Source organism: Domibacillus antri, from assembly GCF_001936625.1.
GTDB lineage: Bacteria > Bacillota > Bacilli > Bacillales > Domibacillaceae > Domibacillus > Domibacillus antri.
On the sequence record NZ_MSDU01000001.1, the window covers coordinates 1 to 21,056 of the forward strand.

Annotated in this window: 21 protein-coding genes and 2 tRNA genes; 2 read left to right on the forward strand and 21 right to left on the reverse strand. The window is 44.9% G+C overall.

Annotation, left to right across the window (positions count from 1 at the left end; all coding sequences use genetic code 11):
* Positions 1-369 precede the first annotated feature (369 nt).
* The 14 genes from lysS to spoIIE form a co-directional block, all read right to left on the reverse strand.
* Positions 370-1,854, reverse strand: coding sequence for a lysine--tRNA ligase (gene lysS / locus BTO30_RS00005; RefSeq protein WP_075396668.1), 1,485 nt, complete (start codon positions 1,852-1,854; stop codon positions 370-372).
* A 17-nt stretch (positions 1,855-1,871) separates the two neighbouring features.
* Positions 1,872-2,870, reverse strand: a complete 999-nt coding sequence (dusB, locus tag BTO30_RS00010; protein ID WP_075396669.1) for a tRNA dihydrouridine synthase DusB — start codon at positions 2,868-2,870, stop codon at positions 1,872-1,874.
* A gap of 19 nt (positions 2,871-2,889) precedes the next feature.
* A complete protein-coding gene (folK, locus tag BTO30_RS00015; protein ID WP_075396670.1) occupies positions 2,890-3,402 on the reverse strand; it encodes a 2-amino-4-hydroxy-6-hydroxymethyldihydropteridine diphosphokinase in 513 nt (170 codons plus the stop codon).
* 2 nt (positions 3,403-3,404) lie between these two features.
* Positions 3,405-3,764 (reverse strand): dihydroneopterin aldolase, encoded by a 360-nt coding sequence (gene folB, locus BTO30_RS00020; protein ID WP_075396671.1) that lies wholly within the window; start codon positions 3,762-3,764, stop codon positions 3,405-3,407.
* The gene (gene folP, locus BTO30_RS00025; protein ID WP_075396672.1) at positions 3,757-4,578 is read right to left on the reverse strand and encodes a dihydropteroate synthase; all 822 of its coding nucleotides are present in this window, start codon (positions 4,576-4,578) and stop codon (positions 3,757-3,759) included. The genes folB and folP overlap by 8 nt, the downstream gene beginning before the upstream one ends.
* 78 nt (positions 4,579-4,656) lie before the next feature.
* Positions 4,657-5,577 (reverse strand): cysteine synthase A, encoded by a 921-nt coding sequence (gene cysK, locus BTO30_RS00030; RefSeq protein ID WP_075396673.1) that lies wholly within the window; start codon positions 5,575-5,577, stop codon positions 4,657-4,659.
* A gap of 142 nt (positions 5,578-5,719) precedes the next feature.
* Positions 5,720-6,595, reverse strand: coding sequence for an Hsp33 family molecular chaperone HslO (gene hslO / locus BTO30_RS00035; RefSeq protein ID WP_075396674.1), 876 nt, complete (start codon positions 6,593-6,595; stop codon positions 5,720-5,722).
* Positions 6,596-6,608: 13 nt separating this feature from the next.
* Positions 6,609-7,382 (reverse strand): type III pantothenate kinase, encoded by a 774-nt coding sequence (locus BTO30_RS00040; RefSeq protein ID WP_075396675.1) that lies wholly within the window; start codon positions 7,380-7,382, stop codon positions 6,609-6,611.
* Positions 7,383-7,491: 109 nt separating this feature from the next.
* Positions 7,492-9,501: an ATP-dependent zinc metalloprotease FtsH gene (ftsH, locus tag BTO30_RS00045; RefSeq protein WP_075396676.1), complete on the reverse strand. Its 2,010-nt coding sequence runs from the start codon at positions 9,499-9,501 to the stop codon at positions 7,492-7,494.
* A 105-nt stretch (positions 9,502-9,606) separates the two neighbouring features.
* Positions 9,607-10,161 (reverse strand): hypoxanthine phosphoribosyltransferase, encoded by a 555-nt coding sequence (gene hpt, locus BTO30_RS00050; RefSeq protein WP_143331876.1) that lies wholly within the window; start codon positions 10,159-10,161, stop codon positions 9,607-9,609.
* A gap of 23 nt (positions 10,162-10,184) precedes the next feature.
* On the reverse strand, positions 10,185-11,552 hold the full coding sequence (tilS, locus tag BTO30_RS00055) for a tRNA lysidine(34) synthetase TilS (RefSeq protein ID WP_075396678.1): 1,368 nt from the start codon (positions 11,550-11,552) through the stop codon (positions 10,185-10,187).
* A 15-nt stretch (positions 11,553-11,567) separates the two neighbouring features.
* Positions 11,568-12,470 (reverse strand): protein kinase domain-containing protein, encoded by a 903-nt coding sequence (locus tag BTO30_RS00060; RefSeq protein ID WP_158023547.1) that lies wholly within the window; start codon positions 12,468-12,470, stop codon positions 11,568-11,570.
* Positions 12,454-13,155, reverse strand: coding sequence for a VWA domain-containing protein (locus tag BTO30_RS00065; protein ID WP_075396680.1), 702 nt, complete (start codon positions 13,153-13,155; stop codon positions 12,454-12,456). The genes BTO30_RS00060 and BTO30_RS00065 overlap by 17 nt, the downstream gene beginning before the upstream one ends.
* 52 nt (positions 13,156-13,207) lie before the next feature.
* Positions 13,208-15,682, reverse strand: a complete 2,475-nt coding sequence (gene spoIIE, locus BTO30_RS00070; protein ID WP_075396681.1) for a stage II sporulation protein E — start codon at positions 15,680-15,682, stop codon at positions 13,208-13,210.
* Between the two features lie 193 nt (positions 15,683-15,875).
* Here spoIIE and BTO30_RS00075 point away from each other — a divergent pair.
* Positions 15,876-15,949, forward strand: a tRNA-Met gene (locus BTO30_RS00075).
* A gap of 91 nt (positions 15,950-16,040) precedes the next feature.
* Positions 16,041-16,112 (forward strand) — tRNA-Glu (locus tag BTO30_RS00080).
* A gap of 175 nt (positions 16,113-16,287) precedes the next feature.
* Here BTO30_RS00080 and BTO30_RS00085 read toward each other — a convergent pair.
* From BTO30_RS00085 to yabN, 7 genes are all read right to left on the reverse strand, one after another.
* Entirely contained in the window at positions 16,288-17,361 is a 1,074-nt protein-coding gene (locus BTO30_RS00085) for a dipeptide epimerase (protein WP_075396682.1), read from the reverse strand.
* A 190-nt stretch (positions 17,362-17,551) separates the two neighbouring features.
* Complete coding sequence (locus tag BTO30_RS00090; RefSeq protein WP_075396683.1) at positions 17,552-17,992, reverse strand: S1 domain-containing RNA-binding protein; 441 nt, start codon at positions 17,990-17,992, stop codon at positions 17,552-17,554.
* Positions 17,993-18,079: 87 nt separating this feature from the next.
* Positions 18,080-18,478, reverse strand: a complete 399-nt coding sequence (locus tag BTO30_RS00095; RefSeq protein WP_075396684.1) for an FtsB family cell division protein — start codon at positions 18,476-18,478, stop codon at positions 18,080-18,082.
* Positions 18,479-18,495: 17 nt separating this feature from the next.
* Positions 18,496-18,966 (reverse strand): spore cortex biosynthesis protein YabQ, encoded by a 471-nt coding sequence (gene yabQ, locus BTO30_RS00100; RefSeq protein WP_075396685.1) that lies wholly within the window; start codon positions 18,964-18,966, stop codon positions 18,496-18,498.
* Entirely contained in the window at positions 18,963-19,217 is a 255-nt protein-coding gene (locus BTO30_RS00105) for a YabP/YqfC family sporulation protein (RefSeq protein WP_245796263.1), read from the reverse strand. Before BTO30_RS00105 ends, yabQ begins: the two co-directional genes overlap by 4 nt.
* 109 nt (positions 19,218-19,326) lie before the next feature.
* Positions 19,327-19,587 carry an RNA-binding S4 domain-containing protein gene (locus tag BTO30_RS00110; protein ID WP_075396687.1) on the reverse strand — a complete coding sequence of 87 codons (261 nt, stop codon included), beginning with the start codon at positions 19,585-19,587 and terminating at the stop codon, positions 19,327-19,329.
* Entirely contained in the window at positions 19,584-21,053 is a 1,470-nt protein-coding gene (gene yabN, locus BTO30_RS00115; RefSeq protein WP_075396688.1) for a bifunctional methyltransferase/pyrophosphohydrolase YabN, read from the reverse strand. The genes BTO30_RS00110 and yabN overlap by 4 nt, the downstream gene beginning before the upstream one ends.
* Between the last annotated feature and the right edge of the window lie 3 nt (positions 21,054-21,056).

Below are 21,056 nucleotides of genomic sequence, written 5' to 3' on the forward strand. Positions count from 1 at the left end.
AGTTGTGTTCTATCGAAATGACGGGCATTTCATATAGAAAGTTTTATTCTAAAACGTTGACGTTTTTATTGCTTTTGTGCAGGTTTCACTGTTCAATGCGTCATTTGCGACTTTAATATCTTAACCTTTACAAGAAGTAATGTCAATCACTTTTTTGAAAAAGTTTTTTATTTCGTTGTACTATGTTGCTGACAACGAATATAAATATACCATCGTAATTCTTAAGAAGCAAGACTTTTTCTCTTGTTTCCGAAAGTTTTTTTATAAATAAAGCGCCCGGCACCTCCTGCACAATATGTTGTTCGAGCTATTATAAAACTCTACAATATGCTGGAGGAAGCTGGGCACTCACGGAAAATATCCTACTATTTAATCTTTATGGCGCATAAGCGGGAACAGCAATACATCACGAATAGAAGGTGAGTTCGTCAACAGCATCACGAGACGATCAATTCCGATCCCTAATCCTCCTGTCGGCGGCATGCCGTATTCAAGCGCTTCGATAAAATCTTCATCCATTTCGTGCGCTTCATCATTTCCTTGCTCTCTCTCTTTCAGCTGTGATTCAAAACGTTCACGCTGATCGATTGGGTCATTTAATTCCGTGAAAGCATTCGCATGCTCACGTCCTACAATGAACAGTTCAAAACGATCTGTAAAGCGAGGGTCATCCGGATTTTTCTTCGCGAGCGGCGAAATTTCTACTGGGTGACCATATATAAATGTCGGTTGAATTAACTTCTCTTCAACTTTCTGTTCAAAAAACTCATTAATAATGTGACCCAATTGCATTGTTTCTTTATATTCAATTCCATTTTCTTTTGCAAGTTGACGCGCTTCTTCGTCGCTCATTTCGCGCCAGAAATCAACACCTGTATATTCTTTCACTGCATCAACCATGTGAAGACGACGCCATTCAGGTTTCAATTCGACTGTATAGTCGCCATATTCGATCGTTGTTGTCCCAATAACGTCTTCCGCTACATGGGCAATGACGTTCTCCGTTAACCGCATGATGTCTGTATAGTCTGCATATGCTTCATACAATTCAATCATTGTGAATTCCGGATTATGGCGTGTTGAGACACCTTCATTACGGAAAACACGGCCGATTTCATATACTTTTTCCATGCCGCCAACGATCAAACGCTTCAAGTGAAGTTCTATGGCTATTCGCATGTACAGTTCCATATCCAAGGCGTTATGGTGCGTGACGAACGGACGCGCCGCTGCACCGCCGGCGATGGAATGCATCATTGGCGTTTCAACTTCCAAATAGCCATTGTTATCGAGGTAGCGGCGCATTGATTGAATAATGCGGCTGCGGGCGATAAATGTTTTCTGGCTTTCAGGACTTGTAATTAAGTCCAAATAACGCTGGCGGTAGCGCTGTTCGATGTCTTTTAAGCCGTGATGTTTATCCGGAAGAGGACGGAGTGATTTTGTTAAATACACATACTCCGTCGCTTTAACAGACAGTTCACCTACGTTTGTTTTAAACACTTTCCCTTTCACACCGACAATATCGCCAAGATCCGTCACCGAAAACAGGTCATACTGGTCCTCGCCAACCGCATCTTTCCGTACATAAATTTGAATTTGACCGCTCAGATCCTGAACATGGGCAAAACCGGCTTTTCCTTTTCCGCGTTTTGTCATAATTCGGCCGGCAATAATGACTTCTGCTTCTTTTTCTTCTAATTCTTCTTTTGAAAAAGAATCAAATTCAGCGGCAATGTCTGCCGCTGTATGCGTGCGTTCGAATCGGTCGCCAAACGGATCCAGCCCTTTATCTTTTAATGATTGCAATTTTTCTCTTCTGACCAGCAGCTGGTCGTTTAATTCTTCACTCATTAACCGTTCACTCCTAATTAAACCGCCTGAATCGACGCTTCTTTTTCTTCTACTTGATCAACAAAATTCGTTAACAGTGTTGCAAGGTCTTCACGTGTTTCACATTCATTAATTTCTTTACGCACTTTCCCGTTGCCTCGGATGCCTTTTAAATACCATGCCGCATGTTTGCGCATTTCACGGACAGCCACGTTTTCATTTTTTAAATCGATAAGGCGGTCTAAGTGAAGAAGGCATACATCGATTTTTTCACGCGGTGTTGGCTCACCAATCAGCTCTCCCGTTTCCAGGTATTGAACCGTCTGGTAAATCATCCACGGGTTGCCAAGAGCGGCGCGCCCGATCATGACAGCATCACAGCCTGTTTCATCAAGCATACGCTTCGCATCCTGCGGCGTTTCAACGTCACCGTTTCCGATTAGCGGAATATTGATAGCTTGTTTTACTTCTTTAATAATGTCCCAGTTTGCGTGGCCTTCGTACATCTGTACGCGTGTACGGCCATGCAGCGCTACAGCCTGTCCGCCGGCGCGTTCAACCGCGCGCGCATTTTCAACTGCAAAAATATGATCTTCATCCCAGCCCATGCGCATTTTGACTGTTACCGGTTTATCAACAGCATCAACTACAGCTGATACCATTTCATAAATTTTGTTCGGATCAAGAAGCCATTTTGCTCCTGCATCACATTTAGTGATTTTCGGAACCGGGCAGCCCATATTAATGTCGATGATATCTGCGTTTGTGTTTTTGTCAACAAAGCTTGCTGCCTGAACAAGCGATTCCCGTTCACCGCCGAAAATTTGAAGGCTTAACGGCTTTTCACGCTCATCAATATAAAGCATATTCATCGTTTTTTCGTTTTGAAAAACAATTCCTTTGTCACTGACCATTTCCGCACAAACCATTCCCGCGCCAAACTCTTTTACTGTCAGACGGAAAGCCGAGTTACATACACCCGCCATCGGTGCGAGCACAACCCGGTTTTTCAGTTGAACCGGTCCGATATTTAACATGAGTAATCACCTTTCTGTTTTACAAGTACGAAGAAGCGTCCGCTGTTTTCCAGAGCTTGACGCCTTCTCTTCCCTGCACATTTTGTACATATTGTTCCAGCGGCATTCCTGTTCCAGGAAGTTCGATCATTGCATCTATTTCTGCCAGCGGAATGAGCACAAAAGCACGCTCGTTCATCCGCGGATGAGGAATAATAAGACTATCTGATTTAATATTGTCGTGATTATAAAGCAAAATGTCAAGGTCTATTGTCCGGGGGCCCCACCGGACTGTCCGCTTCCTCCCAAGAACATTTTCAATTTCCATACAGACCGAAAGCAGCTCCTGCGGAAAGAGTGCTGTTTTTGCTTTTAGTACAATATTCAAAAATGGCGGCTGATCCGTAAAGCCAACAGGGTCGGTTTCATATATGGAAGAGACCGCTTTTACTTCGATATGTGCGTTCTTCACAAGCGCCTGCACAGCTTCTTCTAAAAGCACTTCGCGGTTCCCCATGTTTGTGCCGAGTGACAGATAAACGACATTAGTCATCGTCATCGTCCTCTTGTAATTTCGATCGCGACATAATCGTAATGGCCGGGAATCGGCGGGTCCGGTTTTACTACTTTTACTGTACATGACTGTACTTCCTTAAATGTTTCCAAAAGATGACCCGCTATTTTTTCCGCTAATGTTTCCACAAGCTTCACCGGCTCCCCTTCCATGACACTTTTGCACACTTCATATATTTCCGCATAATTGACGGAATGCGCGAGATCGTCTGTTACACCGGCTTTTTTTAGCGATACATCAAGCGTCACATCTGTCCGGAAACGCTGCCCCAATTTGTTTTCTTCGGGGAAAACACCATGATAACCGTAAAACTCCATCCCTGTTACATAAATTTTATCCATGCATATGCCCCTTCCCGATTAATGCATCCGTCATTTTCATCATTCTCGCAATTGGTTTTACATCATGAACACGGACGATGTGACAGCCCTTTTGAACACCATAGCAGCACGTCGCACCTGTCCCTTCCATTCTCTCGTTCACCGGTACATTCAACACATAATCAATTACCCGCTTACGGGAAGTGCCCAATAGCACCGGATAACCTAGCGCTGTAACATGGTCGAGATTTTGCATCATTTCGATGTTTTGATCCATCGTTTTCGCAAAGCCGATGCCGGGATCTAATATAATCTGATCATCCGGAACACCCGCTTTTTTCGCAATCGTAATACTTTCATATAAATCATTTAAACAGTCTCTCATAAAGTTTCCGTAATCCATCTCTTCCCGATTATGCATTAAAATAATCGGCACACCTGTTTCGGCAGCAGCCGCAGCAATTTCCGGATCTTTTTTTGCTCCCCAAATATCGTTAATAATTGATGCGCCTGCTTCAACCGCTTTAAACGCTGTTTTTGCTTTATATGTATCAATGGAAATCGGTACGTTTATTGATTGGGTGACCGCTTCAATTATAGGCTGTACCCGGGCGATTTCCTCTTCAGCAGAAACCGGCGTGTGTCCGGGGCGCGTCGACTCCCCGCCGATATCAATGATGTGTGCGCCATCATGGACCATTTGGACAGCGTGACGGACAGCAGCTTCCGCTTCATTGAAATTCCCCCCATCCGAAAACGAATCGGGCGTCGTATTTAAAATACCCATCACATATGTCTGCTTATGAAAATCAAGTTTGTATTGTCCGGCTTTCATTTTTGCTTATCGCTCCTTTTTTTTATTTTAACACGAAAAAAAACCAGACTGCACGAAGCAGTCCGGTTGAAATACGTATTAATCGAATTGGTAAAGCGGTGTGCTAAGGTAGCGTTCGCCGTTTGATGGAAGAATCGCCAATACTTTTTTGCCTTTGCCAAGTTCTTTTGCGACTTGAACAGCAGCTGCAATCGCTGCACCGGAAGAAATGCCGCCAAGGATTCCTTCTTCGCGCGCTACACGGCGTGACGTTTCAAATGCTGTATCGTTGTCAATTTGAATGACTTCATCGTAAATTTTTGTATCAAGAATCGCTGGAACGAAGCCCGCGCCGATTCCTTGAATTTTATGCGGTCCTGGTTTACCGCCTGAAAGAACCGGTGAATCTTTCGGTTCAATCGCATAAATTTTCACATTTGGCCATTTTTCTTTAATGACCTGTCCTGCGCCTGTAATGGTTCCGCCTGTACCGATTCCGGATACGAATGCGTCAAGCTGGTCAAACTGCTCAACGATTTCTTTCCCTGTTGTACGGCGGTGGATCTCAGGATTTGCTTCGTTTTCGAATTGCTGCGGCAAGAAGTAGCCATTAGCATCAGCCAATTCTTTCGCTTTGCGGATCGCGCCGCCCATTCCTTCTGGTCCTGGAGTCAATACAAGCTCTGCACCGTAAGCGCGAAGCAAGTTACGGCGCTCCATGCTCATTGTTTCCGGCATAACCAAAATCGCTTTGTATCCTTTAGCAGCTGCGATCATCGCAAGACCGATTCCTGTGTTGCCGCTTGTCGGTTCAATTAATGTGCCGCCTGGCTTCAAATTCCCTTTTTCTTCCGCTGCTTCGATCATCGCAAGCGCGATCCGGTCTTTTACACTGCTACCCGGGTTCATGTATTCAAGTTTCACGTATACTTCCGCGCTGTTTTCATCCACTACATTGTTCAATCTTACGACCGGTGTTTGACCGACTAATTCTGCTACTGAATTCGCTACGCGTACCATTAATTACTTACCTCCATTTAAATGCCGAGTATTTTCATTGGTTATATAGAATTTAACAGCTTTTGATTGAAAAGTCAATCATTTTGATTAAGTTCGCTATGAGAAAGAGAAAAACCTGCCAATAATGACAGGTTTTCAAAAATCACGCTTCTTCTTTCAATTGCTCAAGTTCTTCTTTTGTAAACATATATTGTTCATTGCAGAAATGACATTGCGTTTCCGCACCGCCGTCTTCTTCAATCATTTCCTGGATTTCATTTTTCCCAAGACTCGCAATCGCATTGCCGAAACGCTCTTTTGAACATGTACATTCAAATTGAACAGGCATCGTCTCTAAAAACTTTACATTCCCTTCACCAAGAATGTACGTCAAAATTTGCTCCGGGTTCATCCCTTTTTCAATCAGTTTTGAAATAGGTTCCATATTCGTAATGCGCTCTTCTAATGTCGTAATGGTCGCATCATCTGTATTCGGCATAAGCTGAATAATGAAGCCGCCCGCTGCGAGAATCGTATTATCCGGATTGACGAGCACCCCTACCCCTACTGACGACGGCACTTGTTCAGATACGGCAAAATAGTAGGTGAAATCTTCCCCGAGTTCACCAGAAACGATTGGTGTTTGCCCGCTGAAGTTTTCGCGCAGACCAAGATCCTTCACGACGGTCAGCATGCCGTCAGTTCCAACTGCCCGGCGCACATCGAGTTTACCTTGTTCGTTTAAGTCAAAGTGTGTCTGTGGATGCGTAATATAACCGCGGACGTTTCCGTTTGCGTCGCTGTCGACCAAAATTGGACCAGCTTCTCCGCCGCCTTCAATTTTCAGGGTGATCTTTTCCTTCCCCTTCATCATCGCACCCATCATGACACCGGCTGTCATAGAGCGTCCAAGTGCCGCAGAAGCTGTCGGCCATGAACCATGTCTTCTTTGCGCTTCACCGACTGTGTTTGTTGTATCCACCGCATAGGCGCGTACCTGGCCGTCAAACGCCAATGCTTTTACTAAATAATCGCTCACGATCATCTTCCTTTCATACATTTCGTTTATAAATTAACAAAAGACCTTTCAACGTTAAATCTGGATCAACGACGTCAATCATATCGCATTCTTTTGCAATAAGGGAAGCGAGACCTCCTGTAGCAATAACAGTAGGGTCCGCGTTATTTTCTTTATTTTCTTTTTTTATCCGGCTGACAATTCCCTCCACCTGGCCGACGTATCCATATAAAATACCCGCCTGCATGGCAGAGACAGTATTTTTGCCGACGATTGCTTCAGGACGGGAAATTTCGATGCGCGGAAGCTTGGAGGCACGCGTATAAAGAGCTTCGGTTGAAATACCGACTCCCGGCGCAATGGCCCCACCCATATAATGTCCCTTTTCATCGACATAACAATACGTTGTCGCTGTACCAAAATCAACAATAATAAGCGGTGAGCCATATTCATGAATACCCGCTACCGCATTGACGATCCGGTCCGCACCAACTTCGCGCGGATTTTCATATTTAATATTCAAACCCGTTTTGACTCCCGGTCCGACAACAAGCGGCTTGACATGAAAATATTTTTCACACATCCGCTCCAGCGCAGCCATAATTGGAGGAACGACAGAGGAAATGATGACCCCTTCAATATGCTCAAACTGAAGACCGTCATGCTGAAATAAACTTTTAATCATCATGCCGTATTCATCTTCTGTTTTATTACGGTTAGTTTCGATGCGCCAGTGGTGCTTTAGTTCTTCCCCTTCATACACACCGAGCACAGTATTTGTATTCCCCACATCCAGTACAAAAATCAACGTTCTCACCACACCTGTTCGTCTAGTTTATCGTGTTTCATCATACCATATTCCCTAAAAATGAAGAAAAAAGACGTCCGAAAAGAATGCTTTTCGGACGTCTGTTTGATTATGCTTTCGGTTCTCCGCCATTTGGAGGATTTTTAAGATCATCGCGCACTACCGCTGCTTCATCAGCTTCCGCCGGCAAATTCGTTGTTTCCGTTGCCGGTGTTCCTTCTGTCGCTTCTGTTTCTTCCGTGGGTGCTGCGTTGTCTTTTGATCCTTCTTCACTATCAGAATTGTAATTTCGTTCCGGCAGTGTACCATGATCAGACAGATGTTTAATTTGTGCTGCATCAAGCGTTTCAATTTCAAGAAGAGTATTCGCAATGAGTTCAAGCTTATCGCGATTTTCTGTCAAAATTTGTTTCGCACGTGCATAGCACTCTTTAATAATCGTTTGAATTTCCGTATCAATTTCATAAGCAATGCGGTCCGAATAATTTTGTTCGCTGTTAAAGTCGCGTCCTAAAAATACCTGGCCCTGCGACTGCCCGAATTGAAGCGGTCCAAGTTTGTCACTCATACCGAATTCCGTCACCATGCGGCGGGCAATACCTGTCGCACGCTGGAAGTCATTATGAGCACCTGTTGACACTTCACCGAAAATAATATCTTCCGCCACACGGCCTCCGAGAAGTCCGGTGATTTTATCAAGAAGTTCCGGCTTTGTCATGAAATAACGATCTTCTTTCGGAAGCATAACCGCATAGCCGCCTGCTTGTCCACGTGGAACGATCGTTACTTTATGCACCATATCCGCTTCATCAAGGACAAGCCCGATGACGGTATGGCCGGCTTCATGGAATGCGACAATCTTCCGCTCTTTCTTAGAAATGACGCGGCTCTTTTTCGCCGGACCGGCTATTACACGATCCGTCGCTTCATCCACATCAGTCATATCGATTTTTTTCTTATCTGAACGAGCAGCTACCAGTGCTGCTTCGTTTAATAAGTTTTCAAGATCCGCACCTGAGAATCCTGGTGTACGCTGCGCAATGGCTTTCAGATCCACCGATTCATGGAGAGGTTTGTTGCGCGCATGAACGCGGAGAACCGCTTCACGGCCATTTACGTCCGGACGGTCTACCGTAATTTGGCGGTCAAATCGTCCCGGACGAAGGAGTGCAGGGTCAAGAATATCCGCGCGGTTTGTCGCCGCAATCATGATAATTCCTTCATTTGCACTGAAGCCGTCCATTTCAACGAGAAGCTGGTTAAGCGTCTGCTCACGCTCATCATGACCACCGCCAAGACCGGCGCCGCGCTGACGTCCGACCGCATCAATTTCGTCGATAAAAATGATACATGGCGAATTTTTTTTCGCGTTTTCGAACAAGTCCCGCACACGTGATGCACCGACACCGACAAACATTTCAACGAAGTCGGAACCACTGATAGAGAAAAACGGCACACCTGCTTCACCGGCTACTGCTTTTGCCAGCAAAGTTTTACCTGTACCCGGAGGACCTACTAGAAGAACCCCTTTTGGAATACGGGCACCAAGCTCCGAAAACTTGCGGGGGTCTTTTAAAAATTCAACAACCTCAACAAGTTCTTGCTTTTCTTCATCTGCTCCGGCTACATCATTGAAGCGGACTTTTTTCTTTTCATCATTGTAAAGGCGCGCTTTACTTTTACCGAAATTCATGACTCGGCCGCCACCGCCGCCTTGCGCCTGATTCAGTAAGAAGAAGAAGAAAATAAAAATAATGAGGAATGGGATGATCGTTGTGAAAAACTGCACCCATCCGCTTGTTTCTTTAGCAGGAAGAATATTAACTTCCGCATTCTGAGCTGCTTCATTGATCTGGTTAAGCATTGAATCATTGCCCGTCACATACGTAACGAACACTTCGTTATCCGCTGCACCCTTCAGCTCACCGCGTATTTCATATACATTACGCTCCGGCTGCATCGTAAAGGTTTCAACGTCATCTTGCTCAAGATGAGTCAAGAATTCATTATACGTAATATTATTCGTTGGTGCGTTATTGTTGTTGAAGTAACTGACAACACCAATAATCACAAGAAAAACGAGTAAATAAAATATAGTGTAGCGAAAAATTCTGTTCATCCCTTACCTCCTCCCGAGAAAAAACTGACTATATGCAATGTTATCATACCAAAAGTGGGGGTTACAACTATTTGAACCTTCTTTCAGCCTACTCAATGCGCCCATTTATTCCCCTTCAGCCGCCATATAAATAGCGGGTTTTAACACGCCGATATACGGAAGGTTGCGATAGCGCTCTGCGTAATCAAGGCCATACCCGACAACAAATTCATCCGGAACAGTAAAGCCGATCATATCCGCTTTAATCTTCGCTTTCCGGCCGGTCGGCTTATCAAGAAGCGTGACTATTTTCACTGATTTTGCTTTCCGATAATGGAACAATTCTGCCAAGTAGCTTAATGTCAGACCGCTGTCAATAATATCTTCAATAATTAACACGTCGCGTCCTTCCACAGATGTGTCCAAATCTTTAACAATTTTCACTTCACCTGACGACACGGTTGACGCCCCGTAGCTGGATACATCCATAAAATCAATTTCAAGATGCGTATCAACCCGTTTAATGAGGTCTGACATGAAAGGCATCGCACCTTTTAATACGCAGACAAAAAGCGGAAAGCGGTCTTTATATTCTGCTGTCAGCTCCGCGCCGAGTTCCTTTACTTTTGTCTGTATTTCCTCTTCGGAAATAAGCACTTTTTCAATATCGTTGCTTAACAATAGATTTTCCTCCCAGAATTGGATCATTCCTTTTCATAAATCAACAGCAGATGTCCCGTGTTCTCGTGAAGGGATTTGCGCAGTTCCGGTACCCACAGCACCGTTCCATCCGCATCCGTCACGACCGGCATATGATCCCGGTGCGCTAATGGAACCTTTTCATCAATCATTAAACGGGCCAGCTTTTTCGAACCACTCATCCCTTTTAACTGAATTTTATCACCATCCTGCCGTGTCCTGATACAGATCGGCCACTTGACGTGATCCGGATTCAATTGAAAACATTCTGCTTCGGGCGGACAATCCTGTTGTGTTCGAATGGTGAATCTGCCGCCTGCCGGCCAGTATACGGAGTCACCTGGAAAAAGAAAGAATGGATCTCTCTTTTTTTCCACATCATCCGTTGCAAATGAAAGCAGGCAGAAGTCACCGTTTTTTCGGACAATAAGGCCGGATGGAAGGCTTAATTTCCCCGATGGAGCAGATGATTGGAGCAGCTGCAAAATGTGCTGAATATGTAGAAAAGAAAACGCTGTTTTTCCATGATAAAGATAGTTTAATATTAGTTGAATCGCCCTTCTTTGTAAAGGCAAAGGCATTGCTTTAAACGGATCGATCTGCAGAGTTACTTCTGCTTCCCCCCAGGTGGTAAAATTCTTGATTTCCTCCCGGGCAAGCGACTGTAAAAAATCTTCATCTTCTTTTCTTTCTGCAGCAAAACGCTGTACATGAACATGCGCTTTTTTATTTTCATGCTTGATGAAAGGTAAAACTGTATGCCGGAAACGATTGCGTGTATAGTCCTGTTTCTCATTGCTCGGATCTTCCCGATACAAAATATTATGTGATTTACAGTAATTTGAAATATCTTCTTTCGTCACCGCCAGAAACGGCCGAATGACCTTCCCCGCTCCCAGCGGGCGGACAGCTGGAATACCCGTGTATGTAAATGAGCCTCTTGTCAGCTGCATGAACACGGTTTCGATTTGATCATCTGCGTGGTGGGCTGAGGCCAGCTTATCAGCTCGAAGTTCCGACATGGCATGTTCAAAGAAAGAATAACGAACACTCCGGGCCGCTTCTTGAATGCCTGCGCCTGTTCTTGTCATTTCAGCTCTTGTGTCCATCTGACCGCCTTTAAAGGGGATGTTCCGCTCCCGGCAATACGACTCGACAAATAACAAATCTTCGTACGATTCACTTCCCCGCAGCATATGGTCAACATGAATGACACTGATGCGAATGGCGAATTCTACTCGATGCTCATATAAAAAATGAAGCAGCGCCATCGAGTCAGAACCTCCGGAAACAGCGGCTGCCACATGATCGCCCGGTTGAATGAGTCCGTTCAAATGAATAAACTTTTTCACCATTTCTTTAAAAGACTGCATAATTCCCGCTCCGCTCTACATCATTTCTTTCAGTGTAACAAAAAAAAGAAAGATTATGACGGTTAAAATGATGAACAAAACGGGCCATTTTCTTGATTTTTTCTTCTTTTTTGTGCTCCTCCTCAATGGTTCCCTCCCAGATAAGCAAATCAGCAATTCTTTTTTCATCATCATGGCACTGTCGTATTGACCATGTAGCGCATTTTTTAATATTGGTGCCGCCATGCGAAGAACCGGTGAAGACTCGATAATGCTAATCAGACGGTCAAGCTGCCCGGCAGCGGCCTGAACTTCCTTTTTGTGCACCAGAGCGATCGTTAAAACCGAAGCAGCAAATAAATCATAAGCAGGCTCTGCTTCTCGCGATCCTGAATGCCATGCTGCCCGGTCATAAAGAGACGTATATTCTTTAACGGAACGTCCCTGTTTCGTAATACCGCCCATATCCACCGCCCGAATCGTGTGGGCAGACCCTGAAACAATAAAATTTTCAGGCTTTAAGTCTCCCATTATTTTTCCCGACTGATGGAGCGGTGCTAAAAAGTCAAGCAGACGAATTAGAATAATAAAGCTCCACTCCTCTTTTTTGCTTCTCATAAATGTATGCAGCATCATCCCATCGATATATTCCATAATATAAAAAGGATAAATAACTCCGTCTTTTTCCACATCATCCGCCTCAATAAAAAAAGGTCCGGGAGATGCTCCCCTGACCCGTTCCAGTGATTTCAGCGTATTCGTCTCAGACGCAACTTCAGAAGAGCCGGCAAATTTTAATGCGGCCTGTCCGATCGCCCCTGTCACAAGATAAACGACTCCGTTAGCGCCGCGGCCGATTTCCCGGTCCACCCGCCACTTATGACCGGTCCATTTCCCATGCAGGACTTCTCCAGGCACTGCTTCATATCGATTTTTCATCGTACTCATCCATTTCAAAAAATGAAGAGAGCGCCTGTCTGATCGCGGGACCAGTCGGCGTTATACCGCCTGAAGCAAGATGGGGAAACGATTCGGCTATTTTGTTTGCATTTGTTGTCCAGCCGATCCGCTCTTCCGCCGCACCGTATTTCCCGGGAAATGTCCATAATGAAAAAGCGGAATGTCCTCTTCTGGACTGCATACTGACTGACAAATCGTACAGCGCTTCTTTCACAGCAGGCAGCTTCGATTTCATACTGGCGCTCATATCGGTTAATACAAGAAGTTTTAACGTAGATTCTTCCCCAATGTCCTCTACTTTCTCCGCAATCTCACTTCTTTTTTCAGGCGGCAGTGACTCGACACTTGCGTCATTGTTTAAAATTTCCCGCAGCTCTTGATTAATAATGCTGTAAATCGTTCCTGTCATTGCCTGCCGTGTCACGTTGACAACAGTCTCTGATAAAGAACGCACCTCTACAATTCGGCTTTCTCCGCCGCCGGATTTGGCTATCGCTTCAATTTCTTCCAGCCCTTCTGTCCGGCCGCTGTCACCGATAATGCCGATTACATTCACTGTAATGCCATACTGCAATGCGAGTGCTGCCATTGCAGCCGGATCTTCGCCTGCATTCGAACCGCCATCTGTCAATAAAAGCAGCTGTTTGATCGTCCCTATCTTCATGATCGTCTCCGCCTTTCATCTTTTTCCTCATGTTCGACGGAAATAAGTAAAATTATACAGCCCGTCGTCTGGAAGGCCGCTTTTTCTTTTTCTCAGACGGCTCAATATCATAAACAGGAATGGCAGCCCATTCCGGCAAATTATGTTCCACACGCGCGATGCATAATGTCATATCATCTTTAATTACGCCAGACTGTGTGCGGATGACTTCATCCATTAGCAAATCAGCAAACTGCTGCGGATCATTCGTTTCAATTGATTTAATTTTCCGCTTCATCCACATATCCGCATTTTCAATGAAATCAGGTCCTTCAAACACACCGTCACTCATCATAATGAGCAAATCACCAGATTTCAGCTGTTCATGAACCGTTTCCACTTCAAATTGCTGCAGTATACCGATCGGCAGATTTCCTGCTTCTACCTCGACTACTTGATCGCCGCGTTTAATAAAGCTCGGCGCTGAGCCCACTTTTAAAAAGACTGTTTTGGCATCCTGCAAATCAATAATGGCTAAATCCAGCGTTGAAAATACTTCATCATTGGTTCGCAGCGATAAAATGGAGTTGATCGATTTCACGGCTACTTTTTCTTCAATGCCCGATTGTAAAATTTTCTTCAGCAAACTGATCGCTGCACTGCTTTCATCATGCGCTCTGTTCCCATTGCCCATTCCATCACTGATAGCGAGAGCAAATTTCCCGGTGCCGATTTCAATCGCTGAAAACGAATCACCCGATACGAGTCCTCCGCCTTTTGCAGCATGCGCAAGACCCGTAACAACACGGAATGCCTTTGCAGATCTAAATACACTTCTCAATCCAGACCCGTCTTTTTGCTCACGGACAACAATGACGTATTCATCCAGTAAATCGGACAAAATCGGCGCAATAATTTTTTCACTTTCCCCATGTCCTGAGGAATACGGAATCGTCATTTCAATGTCAATCGCGCCTTTTTGAACATTGAACACGTCAATGTCGGTAATTTCCATTCCAAACGATTCGATTGCCGCAGTTATTCTTTCTTCCTGCGTGTAATGTGCTACCTCTTCCCTCTGCATTTCCGCTGCAAAGTCTCTCATCACTTTCGATACCCCTTCAAGCTGATCCGCCACAATTTTGCGGCTGTCCCGCATTTGCTGCTTTAATTTTTTATTCGCCTTGTAATACGTCATCTGCGAGCGAATCTCTTCTTCCACACGCGCCGGGCGAAAACAGCGGGATTCAAGTTCTTTCGCCAGATGCGGTGACAGGGACTCCTTTCCGGAATCGGCTTCTTCAAGCACATTTTTCATCAACTCATATGTTTCTTCAAATTGATGCGCCCAGCACTGCTCTTTTTTAAAGCACGTCTGGCACGTTTTTTCCGTAATGCCGCTTAAAAACAAATCAATTTCTCTTTCTTCTCCTTCATACTGATGCTTTGACTGAGAAAAGCTGTTGGCCAGCGCGTCAAACAAATCTGAGAATTTTCCCATTCGGTCTGCTGTGACATCCCTTATTTTCCGCAAATACCGCTGTTGTTCGATCGAGTGCTCTGTCGTTCCGGGAATCAATCTAGATACATGGTCAGTCCATGCTTTTGGCGTCATCAATAAAAGCAGCGCGGCCACAGCGGATTCGTAAAAAGTCGTCATATTCGTGACGTCTCCTTCACCGTAAAAGCCGGCCAGCACCGTGGCAGCCATTAATCCGGAAACGGCGCCGCCGCGCTTCCACTCTTTAAATAAACCGCCAAGCAGCCCCGCGAAGGCAAGAATGCTCATTTCATGAAAGTCGTGGATGCCCGCCAAGCTTAAAATAAGTCCGCTCACAACGCCGGCGGCTGATCCGAAGGCAGCTCCGGACAAAAAGGAAATGGCGGTCACGATATATCTGGCCGCAATGTGGTCAGCCGCAAGTCCGCCTATCGTCCATCCGATCATTCCTGTAGCTGCTGATGCGAAAACAATGAGTAAACCGATCCATTCTTCTGTTTTTAATGTACGAATTCGCCCCGATAAGGATAAAAACGGCAGACACTGCATAAAGATAAGCGTCAGCACAAATGCAAGCGATGCCTCCACTGCCGCCAGCACAAGATCATACGCCGGTAAAAATTCCGGACCATTCATCGTATAAGCCAGAATACTCTTCACCGCCAAAATGGTGAAGAAAACAAAAAATGGAACAGGCGCCGTTTCTCCTTTATGAATGGATTTAAATAGACGATGGAAAATAAGAAAGCAAAATAATACGGCAAATGTGCCGGCCGCATTCACCATTGAAATAGAAAATGCTCCTGCAAGGACAGATACAAACACACGCGGAGCCATATCTTTTTTCATCATAAAGACAGCCGCAAAAAAAGATAATGCAAATGGAGAAAGCTGTGAAAGCAATAAAGCCCGTCCAAATAAAAAGCCCGCCGGAAACAACACCCAGCCGCGATCAAGTAAAAAAAACGCTGCTTTTCCCGCAAATCCGCTGCCCAACTTCCGGTCCAAAACTGCCTCTCCAGTCACCCCGTATTCCGCTCTTTGCAACCCAACCCACTCCCCTTTTTATTCATTACGCAAAAGTATAAAAGATAGCAGGTTCAAACTTTGTCAAACGAAGGAAACATTTTCTAAAAATCGTTCGACAAATTAACTTTTGCTATTTTCAAAAATAATGTTGACTTTTTATTCACTCACAGTTATTATAGTTTTTGTGCTGTAAGACAAAAGCACATTACTTGGCGGTGTAGCTCAGCTGGCTAGAGCGTACGGTTCATACCCGTGAGGTCGGGGGTTCGATCCCCTCCGCCGCTATTATTAAAAGGCTGAAACGGCCGTTTAGCTCCGACAGGCATAAGACCCGAGGAGTGGAACGTTGAAGCTGGACAACACATTTTATTATTACGGCCCCTTGGTCAAGCGGTTAAGACACCGCCCTTTCACGGCGGTAACACGGGTTCGAATCCCGTAGGGGTCATACACTAAAAAAGACAGCCCAAAAGTCCATTTCCACTGACTTTTGGGCTGTTTTTTCATATTTCGATGGCCGGATTTATATTATTTCCGGCCGTCCATCTGCCATCAACCGTGCTAATGCTTATGGGACATTGAGATAATCTCTATCCATAAATTAGAGATAATATTCTTTGTGATTATGCGGTAAAAAAATCATACCCGATTCCCGGCTGTTCACTTAAATGAATAATCGGACCTTGAAAGGGAAACGATTCGGTACCGCTGTCTTCCAGCCACAACGGCGCATCAAGATCAACTTTTAAAATATTTGGATGTGCACAGGCCAGATGAGCCGCTGCGAGAACCCCGGGGCCACTTTCCATCATACTGCCAATCATACACGGAATTCCTCCTGCTTCCGCAATATCCGCAATTTGCATTGCCCTCATGATGCCTCCTGTTTTCATCAACTTAATATTCAGCCAGTCTGCCGCTTTTTTTTGAACGATTTCCAATGCCTGCCCAGGTGAAAAAACACTTTCATCTGCCATAATCGGCGTGCAGACGCGTTCTGTTACATACTTTAATGAGTCAATGTCTCCAGCGGGAACGGGCTGTTCAACAAATTCGATCTTGAACTCTGCTTTTTCCCACCCGGCAATCATTTGAACCGCCTCTTTTTTATTCCATCCCTGATTGGCATCGACGCGCATCCGAATCGATGTTCCGACAGCTTCACGGATCGCTTTTATCCGTTCATTATCTTTTTTCGTGTCCATCCCCACTTTTATCTTTAACGATTTAAATCCCTTTCCGATACTTTCCAGCGCATCCTGTACCATCGTTTCTGTTTCATTCATACTGATGGTCATATCGTTTTCAATCGTATTCGTTTTCCCGCCCAGCAGCTGGTAAAGCGGCATGTTGAGCCGCTTGGCATAAGCATCAAATAACGCAATCTCAAGACCCGCCTTTGCACTTGTGTTTCCAATGCAGGAGCGCTGAACAATTCGGGAAAGAGCGGAAATGCTTAAGATGTTTTTTCCAATTAAAGCAGGGGACAAAATGGTTTTGACCGCTGCCTCAATGCTGTGAATCGAATCACCTGTAATGATCACGGCCGGCGAGGCCGTCCCGACTCCCTGTGTACCATCTTCAAGCATAACGCGGATGACCGCCGTCTCAATCGAACTCACCTTTCGCAGCGCTGTTATAAATGTCTTTTTTAACTTGATTTGATGCCGCTCTACGCTCACATTGCTTATTTTCAAGATGATCCGCCTTTCTATAGATGATGATATACATTATCCCTTTCATCATCCCCATAGAACAAGACACGCATCATTTTAGACAAGGCCGATACATTCCTGACTCTTTTACATATAAAAATAGGACCTGAATATCGGCATTCAGGTCCAGAGAAAAATAAGTGCAATTATCCTATATCGTCAGGCAGCAATGTTAACCGCGTCTTCCGCCTCTTCCGCCGCGGCGTGAGTCCGTTTGACGCTTTAACGTTGAAATGCGTTCTTCGCTGTCTTTCAAGAAACGGGCCATCTTCGCTTCAAAGTTTTCGACTGGCGGCTGTCCTCCGCTGCGTGGTCCTTTTTGACGGAAATCACCCTGGCGCTGTGGACGAGGACGATATTGCGTTTGCGGCGGCGGATTGTCTTTTGCTTTACGGATGGACAAACCAATTTTGCCGTCTTTCTCAACATTCAATACTTTTACTTCCACTTCATCGCCGACAGTCAGGTGATCATTAATGTCTTTGACATAATTATCCGCCACTTCACTAATATGAACGAGACCAGTCGAACCTTCCGGCAATTGTACGAATGCACCAAATTTTGTAATGCCGGTCACTTTACCCTGTAACTTGCTGCCCACTTCGATTGACATAAAAAAATTGTTCCTCCTTAAAATTGTTCGAACTTTACTTATTATTATAGTACGTAAAAAAAGCGTGTCAACAAGACACTGCTTTCTTTACTCTTTTGCTTCCTGCTCTTTTTGATCCGTTTCTGGAATATTAAAGATAATTTCGTTCTCTTCAGACATGAAATAATATTTCCGAGCGAGGTCCGCAATATACTCATCGTCCTTCAGCCTCTCCAATTCTTCCTCTGACAGCTTTTCCTGCTGTTCAAGCTGAGCGAGCTGCTGCTTTGCTTCAGCCAGCTTTTCTTCTTTTGCTGCCAGACTGGCGGATTGCGATAAGACAGCGGAAAGCATCGCACCAAGAATCATAAGAGCGATTACCCCAAAAGCGGCCAATCGCCGCATGAGTTTTCGTTTATGCTGCAGTTTAAACATTGATTTTTTTTCTTGCGTCGATAGGAACGTATTTTTCAATGATGACACTTTTTCCCGGTTCAACCCGCGCATCGCAGTTCCTCCACCAATCATTTTTTTAAGCGGCCAATTGCCGCCCACGGTCGTAATAAGATTTTCTTTAGTATCCATAATAATAGAAAATGACACATTCTTGCAAGGGAAACCGTGATTTTCATGATGAATCGGACTGGCCATACAATGAAAATATTGACAATGCCTTGTACCATATTAAACAGAAACCGGCATAACAGAAATACACCATTTACGACAGGAAGAAAAAAGCGCCTGATAAACAACCCATATACAGCCAATCCAAATAACAAAAATAAAAAGAAAGGAAGCCTTACTTGTCCATCGTTTACTTTATATAAAGCGGTAAACAGCAAAAGCGCATAACCGCTCCAAAACAAGCTGTCTCCTAAAAAAAGAAGCGCTGTTTTCTGGGGCCTGATCCGCCGGTACACTTCAAGAAGCATTCCAAAACAACAGCCCATCGCGGCCATTAAAAGCGCCGTTTCCACTTGAGTATCGAGATTCATTTTGATCGTCTAAAAAGCGACATCCCCGTACTGCTTTCCACATATAAAAACGAACTGATCCGGCCTTCGATGGCGGCTTTTTTGTTGACGGTGTCAAAATGTTTCATTTTCAGCCCGCTTCCTTTCACTTTTAATTTGCCCATCACCGTCTGCAGCAAAAATTCCGAACTGTCAAATCGCTCCACTTGCTGAACACCCGTAAGTTCAATTGTTTTACGCCCGTCCATTTTCACCGTATGCTCCTGCTTCATGTCCAAATTATCCATCCCCTTCCGCAATGTCTCTATCTCAAACAATATGCAAAAAGGGACCGTTTTATGAAAAAAACACCCGTTCTTTTTTGAACGGATGCTTTCCTTCTTATTCGGGCAGTTGTTCTTCCTTCAACAAATCATACATGCCTGCCGCTTCTTCTTTTTTCGTTGTGTCCAGCAGCTTTTCAACTCGGACTGTCATAATGCGGCGGCCAAGACGGATTGTCAGCTCATCGCCAAGTTTCACATTTGAACTTGCTTTTCCTTCTATACCGTTAATTAAAATCCGGCCCTGATCCGCTACTTCTTTGGCCAATGTACGGCGTTTAATAATACGCGATACTTTTAAAAATTTATCCAATCTCATGTTCGTCTCTCCTCTTTTTTCGCCTCATCCCAAAAAGCATCCAGTTCTTCGAGCGTAAACGCTGCGAATGGCCGCCCGCTTTCGTTTACGCGGTCTTCGACATAGCCAAATCGGCGCCGGAATTTACTGTTGATGGAAGCGAGTGATTCCTCCGGGTATATGCCGTAAAAACGCGCGACATTAATAAATGAAAAGAGGACATCGCCAAATTCCTCATTGATACTCGCGGTATTGCCCATGTCTGCTTCAGCCAGAAACTCCGTCCACTCTTCTTTTACCTTTTCAATCGCACCCTTTGCATCATCCCAGTCAAACCCGGCCTTTGCCGCCTTTTTCTGAATTTCATACGCTTCAAGCAGTGCCGGCAGTCCTTTCGGGATTCCGTCAAACCAGCGTTCCTGTGGATTGCCTTTTTCCGCCGCTTTGATTTCCTGCCAGTTCACTTTCACATCCTCTGCCGTTTCGACGCTTACACCGCCAAATACATGCGGGTGGCGGCGGACCATCTTGGCAGAGGTGGATTGAATAACATCCTCGATCGTAAACATGCCTTCATCTTCCCCAATTTGGGCATGAAGAAGTACTTGCAGGAGCACATCACCAAGTTCGCCGGTCATTGCCTCATCGTCTTCTTCATCAATGGCTTCAAATAATTCGTATGCTTCTTCAATTAAATACTTTTTTAATGAAGAGTGGGTCTGTTTCAAATCCCATGGACATCCGCCATCCGGGTCACGAAGACGGGCAATAATGTTACGCAGTACAGAAAACTCACGATATGTGTCCTCTTCTTTTTGAACAGGCGGTATGTATACGCTTGTTAAGTTATTAAGGGCCACATCATGATCCAGCTCATAAAGCGGAACCGTTTTTAACACTTCATTTTTACTTCCGGCTGCCGTTACAATCGTTACTTCATGTTCATCCGGATATTTTTCCATGAGTGTCAATTTCACATCAGAAGCCACATACGAGTCGTACACTTGAGCGATAATGACATGACCGAAAATGTGAAGATCATCGCGCTGTAATGCTGTCCCATCCAACAGCTGAAACCCGTCTGCGGGATCTATTTCAACACTGGCAAACAGCGCATCCAAAAAGCTTTGTCCGCCTGCAATCGTTACCTCCACTTCACCGGCATGTTTTCGTTCAAGAAGCAGCTGAACAGTTTTTTCAGCGGCCATTGGATGTCCGGGAACGGCATATACTATAGGTTCAGCTGCTGACTTTTCAAGGAGCAGATCCACAATTTCTTCATATACAGCCTCAAATTGATCATGGCGCTCATACACATCATCAAAGCTTTCAAAGTGAATTCCTTCTGCTTGCAGCGCGGAGACAACCGGGTGGTCCTTCGTTCTAAGCCAGACCGTTTTCGATTCTTTTAAAAGACGGTACACACCAAGCGGCATTTGATCGAGATCTGCCGCTCCCAGTCCGACAATCGTTATTTTTTTCGTCATTGC